Source organism: Hugonella massiliensis, from assembly GCA_001486445.1.
In the GTDB taxonomy this organism is placed as follows: Bacteria; Actinomycetota; Coriobacteriia; order Coriobacteriales; family Eggerthellaceae; genus Hugonella; species Hugonella massiliensis.
This window is the reverse complement of the sequence record LN908986.1, coordinates 18,759-34,057: the sequence shown is the minus strand read 5'-3', so window position 1 is coordinate 34,057 and position 15,299 is coordinate 18,759. Positions and strand designations below refer to the sequence as shown.

Genomic DNA, 15,299 nt, shown 5'->3' with positions numbered 1-15,299 from the left:
GAGGAGATTCGGCCATGATAACGGGGGCGACGAAAAATAAGGTCGACGACGTTTGGCAGAGGATGTGGGAAGGCGGAATCACCAATCCGCAGGAGGTTATTACTCAGCTCACTTACCTCATGTTCATTCGGTCACTTGACGACCGCGAGTTTGAAAACGAAAGCACCGAGGAGCTCACGGGCGTAAAGCAAGAGCGCATCTTTCCTCAGGATGAGGAAGGCCGCCGTATGCGTTGGAGCGTCTTTAAAGACATGAATGCCGACGACATGCTCGTGGAGATCCGTGACCATGTGTTTCCGTTTGTGAAAACGCTCAACGATGGATCGCCGTTTGCGAGAACGATGCGTGATGCGACCTTTGGCATCAACAATCCGCGTACCTTGCAGAAAGCGGTTAGCGGCATCGATTCATTAATGAATGACTTTGAGAATCACATTGCCGACCTTGGCGACCTCTATGAATACATGCTCAATAAGCTCTCGACGGCAGGTCAGAATGGGCAATTTCGCACCCCCAAGCATATTCGCGACATGATGGTTGAAATGGTGGCGCCACAGCCTGGCGAACTGATTTGCGATCCCGCAATGGGTACTGCGGGCTTCCTTATTAGCGCTGCCGAATACTTGAGGAATCATGGCGGTATGTCCGATGATGATTGGGTGCTGTATAGGGGAGTGGCTGAGAAAACTGACGCTGATGGCCATGTCATCGAGCCGGGGCGATATCAGTTCTCGGGCGGTGAGACCGACCAGACCATGATGCGCATTTGCGCAATGAACCTTATGCTCCATGGAATTGATCAACCCGATATTCGTCTTATTGATTCCGTGAGCAAACAGAACACCATAAGTTCGAAATACGATCTCGTGCTCGCAAATCCGCCCTTCACTGGCAGCGTTGATGCTGAAGACATTGCCCCGAGCCTTAAGGCGATTTGCGATAGCAAGCAGACCGAGCTGCTATTTGTCGCATTGTTTCTAAGAATGCTTAGGGTTGGTGGTAGGTGCGCTTGCATCGTGCCTAATGGAGTGTTGTTCAGAACGAATTCCAAGGCTTATGTGCAGTTGAGGAAAGAGCTTGTTGAGCATCAGCAGCTTCGAGCAATCATCCATATGCCGAGCGGCGTGTTCAAGCCATACTCCGGGGTCAGCACCGCTGTGCTCATCTTCACGAAGACTGATGCAGGCGGCACCGACAAAGTATGGATGTACAACATGGAAGGCGACGGCCATACGCTCGATGACAAGCGTGAGCCCGACGAAGAGCACAATGATATCCCCGATATTCTTTCGCGGTGGGCAAACCTTGATGGGGAAGAGAAACGCGATCGAAAGCAGAAAAGCTTTCTCGTGCCTAAACAAGAGATAGTGAATAACGATTACGATTTCAGCTTCAACAAGTATATGGAAACTGAATACGAGCGTGTCGAATATCCTCCAACAAGCGAAATTCTGAATGATCTAGACAAGCTCAACCAGCAAATGGCGGAAGGGCTTGCAGAGCTTCGAGCCATGCTGGATGGTGGTGCGAATGACTAACAAACCCCCGTTTGACGGGGAGAGAGTGAGACTAGGCGAGCTCATAGGAAAGGCAAAAGTTAACCGTTGCGGTGACAGGCAATTCCCAGTGCTTTCGATGACTATGCACGACGGGATAGTGCGTCAAAGAGATCGCTTTAAAAAAGCGATAGCCTCAAAAGACACAAGCACTTACAAAATCGTTTATCCTCAGCAACTTGTAGTGGGCTTCCCCATCGACGAAGGGGTCATCTACGTTCAGAACTTCGCTGAGCCGGGAATTATGAGCCCTGCCTACAACATATGGGACATCGATACTTCGAAGGTGCTTCCAGCCTACCTAGAGCTTGCCCTTCACAGTCCACAGGCAATGACTTACTACGCAGCGCAGATGAAGGGAACGACTGCCCGCCGTCGTACGCTATCGTCAGACAAGCTGTGCGATATCAGAGTTCCTCTTCCATCATTGGGTAGACAGCTCCAGACCGTACGTTTATTCCAGCAAGTTCGGAGCTTATCGCATGTCAACGAAAGGAATATGGCCAAGCTTGACCTCCTCGTCAAATCCCGGTTTGTCGAGATGTTCGGAGATCTGGATAGCGATGACTCGAGGCCGCTCAAAGATGTTTGTTCAATTATTACCGACGGAACACACCAGTCGCCGAAGTTCGTTGACGAGGGCATCCCGTTTCTTTTTGTCAGCAATATTGCTTCAGATGTTGTCGACTACGAAACGAATAAGTTCATTTCAGCAGAAGACTATGAGCAGCTTATCCGCCGAACTCCAATCGAGATCGGCGACGTCCTCGTTTCCGCCGTGGGCTCATTTGGTCATCCCGCGGTTGTCAGAGATGGTAGGCCGTTTTGTTTTCAACGTCATATCGCGTATCTGAAGCCTCGGCATAACTTGGTTGACAGCGATTATTTACATGCTGCCTTGCTTTCGGACGACGCGCAAAGATATATGGATCGATGCGCAAAAGGCGTTGCCCAGCGAACTGTGACGTTGAAAAGCTTCAAGGAAATGAAGATTCCGGTCCCTTCGATGTGTCTCCAAGAGGAGTTTGCCGCCTTTGTCTCCCAGGTCGACAAACTGCGATTTGAGGCTCAGAAACAGAAAGACGAACTTCAGACGTTGTACGACAGCCTTGCCCAGGAATATTTCGCTATCTAGGATGCAACATGAACTTCAGCTTCCTCATGGAGAAACCCGAGTACAAGATGTTTTCCGGCGCATGCATCGACGCAGAGCGTACGTTTGCCTCTAGCGCAGCAATGTGCGTGCTCGCAGCAAGAAGGGCGATGGAGCTGGCGGTGAGATGGGTGTACGCCGCCGATTCGACCATGAACGAACCGTGGCGAGACAATCTCGCCTCGCTAATCCATGAGCAAAGCTTTAAAAGCAGCATGGACAGTGCGACATGGGGCCAGCTGAGATTCATTTGGAAGCTTGGCAATGAGGCTGCTCATACGGGAAAAAGGATTACGCCGCAAGATGCCGCTGTCTCATTGAGGGCTCTGTTCAATTTTGTGGAATGGATTGATTACTGCTACGGCACTGATTACCACAAGCGCACATTCTCGGTAAACGAGATTCCGGTTGTAAAGAAAGCCGTAGATGAGCAGCGGTACAAGAAGGCGATGGAAGAGGGTGCTGCGAAGGACGCACGCATTGCTGAGCTTGAAGAGCAAGTGAAAAGCATGCGCGAGCAGTTTGCAGCTGCAAAGCAGGAGCGTCCAAAAATCGAAGCTTTCAATCCCGATGAGATTCCCGAGTATGAAACGCGCAGACGTTATATCGACGTTGATCTTGAGTACGCGGGGTGGACGCTGGAAGACAACGTGCTCACTGAAGTTGAAGTGTCGGGAATGCCAAACGATACGGGTCTTGGTTACGTCGACTACGTTCTAATCGGGCGCAATGGCAAGCCGCTTGCCATTGTCGAAGCGAAACGTACGATGTACGATCCCAAGAAAGGCCAGCAGCAAGCTGAGCTCTACGCAGAGTGCTTGGAAGCGCAGTACGGTTATCGTCCTTTTGTCTTTCTAACCAACGGTTTTGAAACCTACTTTGCCGGAGACGGCAACACGCCAATGCGACGTTGCTCAGGTGTATTCTCACGAGATGACCTGCAGAGACTTATGAATCGACGTGGTCATGTTGCACCGCTCTCTCAGATGAAGGTGAACAAAGAAATTTGCGGTGGCAACGGTCGCTATTATCAGATTGCCGCAATCAAAGCGGTATGCCAGCACATGGAGGAAGGGCACCGCAGAAGTCTCGTCGTAATGGCGACAGGTACGGGGAAGACGAGGACGGCTGCCGGTTTGATTGATCTGCTTATGCGTGCCGGGGCGGTTACGAATGCCCTGTTCCTAGCCGATCGTGTTGCTCTCGTGAGCCAGGCGAAACACGCGTTTCAGAAGCACATGCCGTCGACGACGATGTGCAATCTATGCAAGCGAGCGGAGAAGGACGACGCAGCGAGCTCGCGTATCGTTTTTTCTACCTACCCCACAATACTCAATGCTATCGATGAAGTGAAAAGCCAGGATGGCAGTCGTTTATACTCGGCTGCTCACTTCGACTTTATTGTTGTCGACGAGGCGCACCGTTCGATTTTCAAGAAGTACCGTGAAATTTTCGACTATTTTGATGCGCCTGTCCTGGGCCTTACGGCGACCCCGAAAGACGAGGTAGACCGGAATACCTACGACTTTTTCGATGTGGAACGTGGCATCCCTACCTATCTTTATGAATACGACACGGCGGTGAACAAGGATCATTTCCTTGTTCCCTACTACAACATTGAAACGAAGACGACGTTCCTTTCGGAGGGGATAACTTACGATGACCTTTCCGAAGAGGATAAAGGGCGTTATGACGACGATTGGGAAGAAGCACAGGGTACAGCTGCGCCTGACTTCACCCCATCGCAGGCAGTGAATCGCTTTGTGTTCAACGAAAAAACGATTGACCAAGTGCTCACCACCCTCATGGATGAGGGAATTCGAGTAAAGGGCGGCACGGAGCTCGGCAAGACTATCATCTTCGCTCAGAACAGAAAACATGCTGAGATTATTGTTGAGCGCTTCGGAAAGCTCTACCCAAAGCTTGCAGCCAAAGGGTATTGCAAACGTGTTGTCCATACCGATGACTATGCTCCCGTGGTCATCACAGATTTTGAGACGAAGGACATGCCTGTCATTACGGTGTCAGTGGACATGATGGATACCGGAATCGACGTGCCGGAAGTCGTGAACCTTGTCTTCTTCAAGCAAGTGCGTAGCAAAGTGAAGTTTTGGCAGATGATCGGTCGCGGCACTCGTCTTTGCCCAGGGCTCGGCGTGCTGAACAAATCTGGTGCTCACGATGACAAAGATTGCTTTTATGTGTTCGACTGGTGCATGAACTTCGAGTTTTTCCGTACCCATAAGGACGTTGTCGAAGGGATAGCCCCAGAAGGCCTTCCTGAAAAGATTTTCAAGCGACAGGCATTGATTGTCGAGGCACTACAAAATGCAGCCTATGCGAACGATGACTGTCAACAGCTGCGGGATACGATTGTCTCGCATATGTCCTCTCAAGTGGGGGACCTTCGCGAGCCTTTGACGGCTACGGTGAAGCAGCATTTACGGGAGATAGACAAGTTCTCTCAAGTTCAGAACTTCCAATGTTTAACCGATGCCGACGTCGCCGATTTAGGAAAAATAGCTTCGTTGGTTCGTTCTGACGACGCCGACGAGTTTGCGTTGCGGTTCGATTCCCTTATGTACGGTTTCATGGCCGCTGTCCTTCTCGGCGACAAAACCGATGCATTTCGGTCAAGTGTCGTTGGTGTTGCCATGAGGTTGCAGGGGAAAGCGACGATCCCGCAGGTGAAGGAAAAACTACCCATCATTGCTCGCGTCTGCGAGGAGGGCTATCTCGAGAATGCTGGTGTATTGACGCTCGAGGAAATACGGCAGGAACTTCGCGATTTGGTCAAGTTCCTTAAAGATGACGGCAAGGGCAAGAATGTCGTGACCCGCATAGCCGATCCTATTATTTCTCGTACGGAAGGTGAAGTGCTTGAACCCGCGGAAGATTACGAGGACTACAAGCTCAAGGTCGAGCGGTACATCGAAACCAATGGGGATAAGACGGTAATCTCCAAGCTTCATAGAAACATTCCCATTACAACGTATGAGTTTGTGGAGCTTGGGAATATCTTCACTCATGAACTTGGGAACGAGACAGATTACGAGATGGCGTATGGGGATATACCTTTCGGTAGGCTCGTGAGGAAAATTGCGGGCGTCGATCATGAGGCGGCGATGGAAGCGTTTTCAGAGTTCCTTAATGACACGACGTTGAATCGCGATCAGTTGGATTTCGTCACGAATGTAGTGAGCTATGTTGAGGAGAACGGCTATATCGACCTTGCTAGAATCAACGAGGCGCCATTCGACAGACCAGCGAAGCTCATTCGGTTGTTCGATAAGAGCAAACAGCAACGTTTGGTGAAGATCATTCGCTCCGTCAATGACAATGCGACTACTCCGGCCGCATAACCTGCGATAAGGCGGCTAGAAAACCAGGGCCGGCGTAACCAGTGCCCATCCTGTCTAAAATCGTCTGGCCCATCCGAACGGTAAGGAGGGATCATGGACGAGGGTAAGGCGAAAATTGTGCAAATAGAAAAAATGATGGCGAGTGCACTTGATTCTCAACAACGAGATCTTTTGCGCGCCGTACTGTGCCATTGCCTTGATGAAGAGGCGCGGGATTTCGACAGCAAGGGCGCTGCTGGCAACGAAGCTATTCTCGAAGCGTTCTTCGCTGCCAAGAAGCTCGAAGGGTGTTCTGAGCGCTCGATTGGATACTACAGCTCCGTCCTGCGAAAATTCGTTTCTAAAGTAGGCAAGAGCTTGCGCGATGTGAGCACCGAAGATGTGCGCAGTTATCTCATTGGGTACGGTGACGGTTCTAGGGTTTCCAAGGTCACTGTCGATAACGTGAGACGCGTAATTTCCAGTCTGTACTCTTGGCTTGAAGCAGAGGACTATATCCTGAAAAGCCCTGTTCGGCGTATCAAGAAAATCAGGTCGCCGAAACTTTTGAAGCCCGTGATTTCTGACGAAGAGTTAGAGAAGATGAGGGACGGCTGCGTAGAGGCGAGGGATCTTGCGATTGTCGATTTACTCTCGTCAACCGGCATGCGTGTTGGTGAGCTTGTCCGGCTTAATCGTGACGATATCGATTTTGAGGGCAGACAATGCGTTGTGCATGGAAAGGGTGACAAGGAAAGGCGCGTGTATTTCGATGCTCGCGCTAAGGTGCATTTAGCTGAATACCTGGCTTTAAGAACCGATGGTGACAAAGCGCTGTTCGTTTCGCTTGGGAGGAATGCTCGCAGGCTTGAGATAAGTGGCGTCGAACTGCGGCTGCGAGAGCTAGGCCGTCGGCTTGATCTGCCGCGCATCCACCCGCATAAGTTCAGGCGAACGATGGCAACGCGGGCGATTGATAAAGGAATGCCAATTGAGCAGGTGCAAGTGCTTTTAGGACATAGCAAAATCGATACAACGCTCTGCTACGCGATGGTCGATCAGGAGAACGTTCGCCAATCGCATAGGAGGTATATCGCATAGTTGCTCGGTTCGCAAACCCCCGTTTGACGGGGAGGTCGTGCGACTCAACCAACTTTGTTCTAAGGGTAAATCGAGCCTGCGGCAGAAGGACATCGAAAACGACGGTCCCTTCAACGTGTACGGCGCATCAGGCATTGTTGGTCGTATGGGCACCTACCAGAACGAGCAGCCATATGTTGCCATTGTCAAAGATGGGGCAGGCGTTGGACGCACAATGCTCTGCGAGGGTAAAACCTCCGTTCTGGGCACAATGCAAGCTCTCCTTCCCAATGAGGGAACAAACGTTAGCTATCTCCTCCACTTGGTGCGTTCGCTCAAGCTCGGAGAGAACTACAGCGGATCGACCATTCCTCACATCTACTTCAAGGACTACGGAAAACAGGAAGTTCCTGCACTATCTGCAGGTCAGCAGTCTGCGATTGCTGAAAGGCTTGATTTGGCCGAGCAACTCATGGCACTCATCGACGACGAGACCGCCAAGCTTGACTCCCTCGTCAAATCCCGGTTTGTCGAGATGTTCGGAGATCTGGATAGCGATGACTCGAGGCCGCTCAAAGATGTTTGTTCAATTATTACCGACGGAACACACCAGTCGCCGAAGTTCGTTGACGAGGGCATCCCGTTTCTTTTTGTCAGCAATATTGCTTCAGATGTTGTCGACTACGAAACGAATAAGTTCATTTCAGCAGAAGACTATGAGCAGCTTATCCGCCGAACTCCAATCGAGATCGGCGACGTCCTCGTTTCCGCCGTGGGCTCATTTGGTCATCCCGCGGTTGTCAGAGATGGTAGGCCGTTTTGTTTTCAACGTCATATCGCGTATCTGAAGCCTCGGCATAACTTGGTTGACAGCGATTATTTACATGCTGCCTTGCTTTCGGACGACGCGCAAAGATATATGGATCGATGCGCAAAAGGCGTTGCCCAGCGAACTGTGACGTTGAAAAGCTTCAAGGAAATGAAGATTCCGGTCCCTTCGATGTGTCTCCAAGAGGAGTTTGCCGCCTTTGTCTCCCAGGTCGACAAACTGCGATTTGTTCGAACGAAGTGCTGAAGGTTGCTTCCCGCCGCACTCAAGTACTCCCGTTTCCGCCTGCTAGCTTTCCGCTCCCTCATCGCCTCGCTCCGCCAGAAGCAGGGGCGCAATCGTACGGGTGAACACGGCCAGCCATGCAAGCGAGATGCAGAAGCCGCCGATCACGTCGCTCGCGTAGTGCACGCCCAGGTAGACGCGGCTGAAGCCGATGAGCACGATCACGAGCGAGAACCCAATCGTCCCGATCCAGCGAATCGAACGCGACCGCCCGTAGTGCCAGATCATCCATACCATCAGCCCGAAGAAGGCCATGGCAACCATCGAATGGGCGCTGGGGAAGCTGTAGCCGCTTTCGGCAACCAGGCGGAAGCCGTCGGGGCGCGGGCGGGCGACCAGATGCTTGATCAGCTGGTTGATCACGAGCACCAGCCCCAGATTGAGGCAGGCGCAGATGCCCGGCCGTCTGCCCGGCGCGAAGGCCACCATCACCAGCAAAAGCACGAGCAGCGAGGTGACCGAAGCGATGTTGGAAATCGATTCCATGATCGGCGTGAGCGTGTCGTTGCGCAGGTAGGCTACCGCGAATGTGTAGGCGAGCGCGTCGATGCGCATGACCTCGCCCTGGGCCACGTGTTCGAGAATGCCGATGAATCCGATCACCGCCACGGCAAAAATGATCCAGCGCAGGTTTTTGCGAACAAGGTACAGGAAATCCCGCCCGGTTTCCCTTGCCTGGTTGGCGACGATCTTGTCGCTCTGCGTGCCGTTCGGTTCGGGTGCCTTCGTATTCAACCTGCCTCCTTGCGTTCGGCCCTCTATCATGCCACAGGGCATCCTGGTGCTCGCTATCGGGCAAAACCTGTAATTGACCGGTGATGCATGCCGCGTGTGCGCGTGCGAACGGTAGAATGGGTCCACTTATGCCGCTTGAAAGGATGCCTATGGGAACGATGAAGGATTGGCTCTGCGTGCCCCAGCCGCGGCTGGGGGCGGGCGGCCTGCTCGTCCTGCTCGTGCTGGGCTCTCTCACCGCGCCTCTGTCGCTTGACATGTACACCCCGTCGATTCCCGGCATAGCAGCCTATTTCAACACCACCGACGACGTGGTGAATCTCACGCTGGTGGGCTACTACCTCTTCATGGCCCTTGGCCTGCTGCTCTTCGGCCCCCTGTCCGACAAGTTCGGCCGCCGTCCCGTGCTGGTCGCGGGCCTGTCCGCCTACGCGCTCGCCAGCCTTGCCTGCGCCGCTTCTGCGAGTATCTGGATGCTCGTCGCCGCGCGCCTGGTGCAGGCTCTGGGGTCGGGCGCGATGAGCGCCGTGTGCACGGCCGTGGTGAAGGACGCCGTGAAGCCCGCCTATCGCGAGCGCATGCTCGCCGTCATCCAAATCATGTTCGTGGTGGGGCCGGTGGGCGCGCCAATCATCGGTGCGGGCATCCTCGCCTTCACCGGCTGGCGCGGGGTCTTCGTGGTGCTCGCCGCGGTGTCTCTGGTGCAGCTGGTTATGGCCCTGGCCTTCCGCGAGACTTTGCCGGAAGACGCCCGCCTGCGAACGAGCGTTCCCGCCACCCTTGCGCGCCTGGGGCAGGTGGCCAAGAACCCCGCCTTCATGGCCTTCCTGCTCATTTCGAGCGCCTGGGAGATTGGCTACATGGGCTACGTGTCGGTGGGGTCCTACATCTACATCGACTTCTTCGGCTTTTCTGCCCTTGGGTTCAGCCTCTTTTTCGCCGCAGCGGCCCTCATGTGCGCCGTGGGCCCGGCGGCTTGGCTGAAAATCTCGAAAGGGGTCTCGCGCCGCAATTTCACCACGATCGCCCTCGTCGCGTCGGTGGCGCTGGGCGTTGCCGTGCTGCTGGTGGGGAAGACGAGCGCTTTCGTTTTCTGTGGGCTCTTCCTGGCCTTCGTCTTCTTCGAATCGGCCGTGCGCCCCTACGCGGTGAACGTTCTGCTTGCCCAGCAGGATTCCGACGTGGGATCGGCATCGGCTCTCATTAACTGCACGCGTTCGCTCGTGGGCGTGGTGGGCATGTTCCTCGTGATCCTGCCCGTCTTCGGCGATTACGTCGAGGCGACGGGTTGGATGATGGCGGGCGGCTTGGGCCTCGCGCTTGTGGGTTGGGTCGTTATGCTGCGTTCGCGCCACACGCTGCGCGGGTTGGAATAGGGGGAGCGTTGGCGGGCGCGCCGAATCTTCTTGGCGACGCGCCCTCCTCTCGCGGTCCAGCCGACTTAGCGCAACGCCTGCGCAACGGCTGCCTTCAGGTCGGGGAGGGTTTCCTCTGCGAACCAGGGGTTCTTCTTCATCCAGATCTGGTTGCGCGGCGAGGGGTGCACCAGGGGGAAGAACCCCTTGGGCGTATAGTTTTTCCAGTCGTGCACGATCCCGGTGAGAGGCACCGACTTTTTCAGGCCCAGATAGTGGTGGGTGGCGTAGGTGCCCACCAAAATAGTGAGCTCGATGTGGGGCATCATCTCGAGCAGAGCGGGGTGCCATTTCTCAGCGAAGCCCGCACGCGGCGGCAGGTCGCCTGATTTTCCCTTGCCGGGGAAGTAGAAGTCCATGGGCACGATGGCGATGCGGCTGGGGTCGTAGAAGGTGGCGCGGTCGATGCCCATCCAGTCGCGCAGCCGGTCACCGCTCTTGTCGTTCCAGTAAACGCGCGTTTCTTCGGCCACGCGGCCAGGTGCTTGGCCGATCACCAGGATGCGGGCGCTTTCGCTTGCGGCGTAGAGGGGATCGATGCCGCGGGCCGTGTAGTCGGCGTTTTGCGGGTCGTTTTTGATGGCGTTGAAGATTTCGTCGAAGGTGGGCATGGGCATATCCTTCCCGTTCGGGTCTCGGCATCACTGTGCGCCGCGCGTGCGCAGATTTCCGTTGTCGTGGCAACGAACGCACGGGTTGCGGCTGTGGAAGGTGAGCCCTCGCCGATGCGGTGTGCCCTGCTCGCCGTGCGTCGCGGGTTGTCCCTCGGCGCACGGCGCCTCTAGATGAACCGCCCTGTCACGCTTTCGGGGAAGGCGCGCACCTGGTCGGGCGTGCCGCACGTCACGATGCGGCCGCCTTCGACCCCGCCGCCCGGACCCATGTCGACCAGGTAGTCGGCGTTGCGAATCACGTCGAGGTCGTGCTCGATCACAATCACGGTGGCTCCGGCGGAAACCAGCCGATCGAAGACGGCAAGCAGGGTGCGCACGTCGAGCGGGTGCAGGCCGATGGTGGGCTCGTCGAACACGAAGACCGAGGTGCCCTGGCCCTTGCCCATCTCGCTGGCCAGCTTCAAGCGCTGGGCTTCGCCGCCCGAAAGCCCCGGCGTCTCTTCGCCTAGGGTCAGGTAGCCCAGGCCCAGGTCGTGCAAGACCCCCAGGCGCCGCTGCACGAGCTTCATGCCGCGTGTGGCTTCCAGGGCTTCGTCGACGCTCATGTTCATGAGGTCGGGGAGCGATAAGGCGCGCCCATCCTTTCCGGTGCGCAGGATTTCGTGGGCATCGCGGTCGTAGCGCGACCCGCGGCAGTCGGGGCAGGTGATGTCCACGTCGGGGAGGAACTGCACGTCGAGCGAGATCTGCCCGGTGCCGTCGCAGGTGGGGCAGCGCAGGCTGCCGGTGTTGTAGGAGAAGTCGCCCGCTTTAAGCCCCCGCGCCTGGGCGCCTTCGGTGCGGGCATAGGCCTTGCGCAGGGCGTCGTGCACGCCGGCGTAGGTGGCCACGGTCGACCGCACGTTGATGCCGATGGGCGTGGCGTCGATGAGCTTGACCGTTTCGATGCCGTCGGCGGCGATCGACCTCACGTGGGCGGGCGCCGGTTGCGCGCCCGAAAGCGAAGCAAGGGCGGGCACCAGGCTTTCCAAGACGAGGGTGGTTTTCCCCGAGCCCGACACACCGGTGACCACGGTGAGGCGCCCTTTGGGCAGTTCTACGTAAAGCGGATGCACGGTGTGGATGGCGCCCGTTTCCAGGCAGATGCGACCCGCATCGAAGAGGCGCGCCTCGTCGACCGCCTCGCGCACGCGGTCCGTTTCGCCGGAAAGGAACGGCCCGATGCGCGAGTCGTCGTTCGCTTCGAGGTCGGCCACGGTGCCCTGGGCGATGACCGTGCCGCCACGGGCGCCGGCTTCGGGTCCCATCTCCACGATCCAATCGGCGTGGGCGAGCACCTGAGTGTCGTGGTCGACGAGCACCACCGAATTTCCGTCGGCCACCAAATCGTCCATGACGCCGGTGAGCCCGCGCAGGTTGAAGGGGTGGAGGCCAATCGAGGGTTCGTCGAGCACGTAGAGCACGCCGGTGGTGCGGTTGCGCACGGCGCGCGCGAGCTGCACGCGCTGGCGCTCGCCGGTGGAAAGGGTGGCGCCGGGCCTATCGAGCGAAAGGTAGCCCAGGCCCAGGTCCAAAAGGCGCACCGAGGTGTCGAGGAAGGATTCGCAGATGCTTTTCGCCATGGGGCGCATGGCTTCGGGAAGCGATTCGGGGACGCCTTCGACCCAAGCGACCAAATCGGAAAGGGTCATCGCGGTGGCCTCGTCGAGGCCGATGCCGCGCAGGCGAGGCGCGCGTGCGGCATCGGAGAGGCGGGTGCCGTGGCAATCGGGGCAGGTGCCTTCGGTAAGGAACTTCTCGACGCGCTTCATGCCCCGTTCGTCTTTGGCCTTGGCGAGGGCGTTTTTCACGGCGTTCACGGCGGAATAATAGGTGAAGTCGAGCTCGGAGGACTGGCCGTTCTTGGGGTTCAGGTAGTGCAGGTGATGCTTTTCCATCGGGCCGTGGTAGACGATCTCCTTTTCGCGCTCCGTAAGGTCGCGGAAGGGGATATCGGTGCGCACGCCCAAGTCGCGGGCCATGTCTTTCATGAGCGACCACATGAGGCTGCCCCAAGGGACCACGGCGCCCTCGTCGATCGAGAGGCTGTCGTCGGGGACCAGGGTCGCTTCGTCGACCGTGCGTACGATGCCCGTGCCCCCGCAGGCAACGCAGGCGCCCGCGCTGTTGAAGGCCAAGTCTTCGGCGCCGGGGGCGAAGAAGCTGGCGCCGCATTCGGGGCAGGTAAGGGGCTTTTCGGCGGCCACGAGCAGGCTGGGCGGCACGTAGTGGCCGTTAGGGCAGCGATGGCTTGCCAGGCGCGAGAACATCAAGCGCAGGCTGTTCAGAAGCTCGCTCATCGTACCGAAGGTGCTGCGGATGCCGGGCACGCCTGGCCTCTGGTGCAAGGCGAGGGCGGCGGGCACGTAGCGCACGTCGGTCACGTCGGCGCGTTCGGCCTGGGTCATCCGGCGGCGCGTGTAGGTTGAAAGCGATTCCAGGTAGCGGCGCGACCCTTCGGCATAGAGGATGCCCAAGGCGAGCGATGACTTTCCCGATCCCGACACCCCGGCGATGCCCGTGATGCGGTTCAGGGGGATATCGACGTCGATGCTCTTCAGGTTGTGCACGCGGGCGCCACGCACTTCGATGGCTCGCGGGGTGGTGGTGTGGTCGGGTTCGTTCATGGGGCCTCTTTTGCCGGCGGATGGTCGATGCGCTCGGTTCAAGTGTAAGCGTCTGCGCGCGCGGGGCAAGGTGTCGCGTGCGGCTATACTGCTCGTACGCGCCTGATGGCACGTACTGTTCCGTATGTTGAAGAAAGCCGGCCCCAATGATTTCCGTTGACGAGATGATCGCCCTCCTCCATGCCGACGTGGTGCCGGCGGTGGGCTGCACCGAACCGGCCTGCGTTGCGGTCGCCGCGGCCGATGCGGTGCGTACCGCCCGCGGCGACGATTCCGCCGCACCACTCGTGTCGATCCGGGTGCGCACGAGCCCCAACATCTTCAAGAACGGGATGTCGGTGGGCATTCCGGGCTATCCGGGTGTGGGGCTCGATTGCGCCGCGGCTCTGGGCGCGCTCGTCGCCAGGCCCGAAGCAGGCCTTTCGATTTTCGAAGGCGTTACACCCGCAATCGCCGCGGCGGCCGAAGACCTGTGCAGGCGGGGTGCGGTACGGGTCGCGATCGACGAGGGGGCGACGGGCGTCTACGCCTGCGTCGATGTGGAAACGGCACAGGCCACCGGTCGCGCGGTCGTCAGCGGCGGCCACACCAACGTGGTGGAGCGCGCCCGCAACGGCCGGCGCGTCTGGACTGCCCCTGCCGAAGCGGCCGCCTCCGAAAGCGCGGTCCTCGCCCGTCTCGGGGAGATGCGCATCGCCGATATTCTCCACCTGGTCGAAGAGGCGCCGGCCTCCGAGCTCTCCTTCGTGCTCGACGGGGTGGCGATGAACGACCGCGCCGCCCAAGCGGGAGCGACGGCCGAAGTAGGCGTGGGCATCGCCCGCGCGCTCGAGGGCGACGAGGCAGCGGATGTGCTGGGACAGGGGCTCGCCCCGCGCATCGCCTGCAAGGTGGCGGCTGCCACCGAAGCGCGCTTGGGCGGCGGCATGCTGCCCTGCATGAGCAGTTCCGGCGCGGGCACCAAGGGCCTCGTCGTCACCATCCCCGTGGCCGAAGCGGCGCGCGCGGTGGGCGCTTCGCCTTCGCGCACGGCCCAGGCGGTCGCCTTCGCCCACCTGGTCAATCGCTATATCAACCTGCAGGTGGGCAAGCTCGCGGCGGTCTGCACCTGCGTGGCGGCTTCCAGCACGGCGGCCGCGGCGGCCATGGCCTGGCTTTTCGGGGCCGACGAGGAAGGCGTGGGTCTGGCGGTTCGCAACATGGTGGGGACGGTCACCGGCATGGTCTGCGACGGCGGCAAGGTGGGCTGCGCCCTGAAGGTGTCGATGGCCTCGACGGCTGCGGTGACGAGCGCCCTGCTCGCCGCCCGCGGCGTGGGGCTTCTGCCGAGCGACGGCGTGTGCGCCCAAACGCCCGAACAGTCCATTCGCAACATGGCGCGTGTGGGCACTCTGGGCATGCGCGCCGCCGATGCCGAAATCCTCGCGATTATGCGCGAAAAGCAGGGGCAGTGACGGAGGAGGGCGGGTCGAGTCTCCTCGAGCGACGCTCGGTTCGCGCATCTGGGACGACGGGAGCCGCATTATGAACCTCGCGTGAAGCGTGAAGTGCAGGTTTCGTGCGGGGGTTCACAGGGCACTATCGTGTGCTAAAGTGACCACACATATTAATTAGTCGGATCAATA

General features: G+C 57.9%; 10 protein-coding genes. 7 read left to right on the top strand and 3 right to left on the bottom strand.

Features of this window, described 5'->3' with window-relative positions; translation table 11 throughout:
* Positions 1-14 precede the first annotated feature (14 nt).
* From BN3270_RS02775 to BN3270_RS02755, 5 genes are all read left to right on the top strand, one after another.
* Complete coding sequence (locus tag BN3270_RS02775) at positions 15-1,538, top strand: class I SAM-dependent DNA methyltransferase (RefSeq protein ID WP_058985674.1); 1,524 nt, start codon at positions 15-17, stop codon at positions 1,536-1,538.
* Positions 1,531-2,691, top strand: a complete 1,161-nt coding sequence (locus tag BN3270_RS02770) for a restriction endonuclease subunit S (RefSeq protein WP_167551314.1) — start codon at positions 1,531-1,533, stop codon at positions 2,689-2,691. Before BN3270_RS02775 ends, BN3270_RS02770 begins: the two co-directional genes overlap by 8 nt.
* 8 nt (positions 2,692-2,699) lie before the next feature.
* The gene (locus BN3270_RS02765; RefSeq protein WP_058985672.1) at positions 2,700-6,071 is read left to right on the top strand and encodes a DEAD/DEAH box helicase family protein; all 3,372 of its coding nucleotides are present in this window, start codon (positions 2,700-2,702) and stop codon (positions 6,069-6,071) included.
* A 93-nt stretch (positions 6,072-6,164) separates the two neighbouring features.
* A complete protein-coding gene (xerA, locus tag BN3270_RS02760; protein ID WP_058985671.1) occupies positions 6,165-7,151 on the top strand; it encodes a site-specific tyrosine recombinase/integron integrase in 987 nt (328 codons plus the stop codon).
* Between the two features lie 37 nt (positions 7,152-7,188).
* Positions 7,189-8,205, top strand: a complete 1,017-nt coding sequence (locus tag BN3270_RS02755; protein WP_082673302.1) for a restriction endonuclease subunit S — start codon at positions 7,189-7,191, stop codon at positions 8,203-8,205.
* 42 nt (positions 8,206-8,247) lie between these two features.
* Here the strand turns inward: BN3270_RS02755 and BN3270_RS02750 are convergent, their stop codons facing one another.
* The gene (locus BN3270_RS02750) at positions 8,248-8,979 is read right to left on the bottom strand and encodes a phosphatase PAP2 family protein (RefSeq protein WP_271711898.1); all 732 of its coding nucleotides are present in this window, start codon (positions 8,977-8,979) and stop codon (positions 8,248-8,250) included.
* 149 nt (positions 8,980-9,128) lie between these two features.
* Between BN3270_RS02750 and BN3270_RS02745 the strand changes: the two genes are divergently transcribed.
* Positions 9,129-10,355 carry an MFS transporter gene (locus BN3270_RS02745; RefSeq protein WP_271711897.1) on the top strand — a complete coding sequence of 409 codons (1,227 nt, stop codon included), beginning with the start codon at positions 9,129-9,131 and terminating at the stop codon, positions 10,353-10,355.
* A 65-nt stretch (positions 10,356-10,420) separates the two neighbouring features.
* Here the strand turns inward: BN3270_RS02745 and BN3270_RS09630 are convergent, their stop codons facing one another.
* Together BN3270_RS09630 and BN3270_RS02735 are read right to left on the bottom strand one after the other, a co-directional pair.
* The gene (locus BN3270_RS09630) at positions 10,421-11,005 is read right to left on the bottom strand and encodes a uracil-DNA glycosylase family protein (RefSeq protein ID WP_271711896.1); all 585 of its coding nucleotides are present in this window, start codon (positions 11,003-11,005) and stop codon (positions 10,421-10,423) included.
* Positions 11,006-11,175: 170 nt separating this feature from the next.
* Positions 11,176-13,674 (bottom strand): excinuclease ABC subunit UvrA, encoded by a 2,499-nt coding sequence (locus BN3270_RS02735; RefSeq protein WP_058985668.1) that lies wholly within the window; start codon positions 13,672-13,674, stop codon positions 11,176-11,178.
* A 146-nt stretch (positions 13,675-13,820) separates the two neighbouring features.
* Between BN3270_RS02735 and BN3270_RS02730 the strand changes: the two genes are divergently transcribed.
* Positions 13,821-15,128, top strand: a complete 1,308-nt coding sequence (locus tag BN3270_RS02730) for an L-cysteine desulfidase family protein (protein ID WP_058985667.1) — start codon at positions 13,821-13,823, stop codon at positions 15,126-15,128.
* Positions 15,129-15,299: the final 171 nt, after the last annotated feature.

Excerpts from the sequence above, each read along its gene's own strand:
- BN3270_RS09630 (WP_271711896.1), bottom strand. The coding sequence starts at position 11,005 with ATGCCCACCTTCGACGAAATCTTCAACGCCATCAAAAACGACCCGCAA.
- BN3270_RS02730 (WP_058985667.1), top strand. The coding sequence starts at position 13,821 with ATGATTTCCGTTGACGAGATGATCGCCCTCCTCCATGCCGACGTGGTG.
- BN3270_RS02775 (WP_058985674.1), top strand. The coding sequence starts at position 15 with ATGATAACGGGGGCGACGAAAAATAAGGTCGACGACGTTTGGCAGAGG.
- BN3270_RS02765 (WP_058985672.1), top strand. The coding sequence starts at position 2,700 with ATGAACTTCAGCTTCCTCATGGAGAAACCCGAGTACAAGATGTTTTCC.
- BN3270_RS02745 (WP_271711897.1), top strand. The coding sequence starts at position 9,129 with ATGGGAACGATGAAGGATTGGCTCTGCGTGCCCCAGCCGCGGCTGGGG.
- BN3270_RS02735 (WP_058985668.1), bottom strand. The coding sequence starts at position 13,674 with ATGAACGAACCCGACCACACCACCACCCCGCGAGCCATCGAAGTGCGT.
- BN3270_RS02770 (WP_167551314.1), top strand. The coding sequence starts at position 1,531 with ATGACTAACAAACCCCCGTTTGACGGGGAGAGAGTGAGACTAGGCGAG.
- xerA (WP_058985671.1), top strand. The coding sequence starts at position 6,165 with ATGGACGAGGGTAAGGCGAAAATTGTGCAAATAGAAAAAATGATGGCG.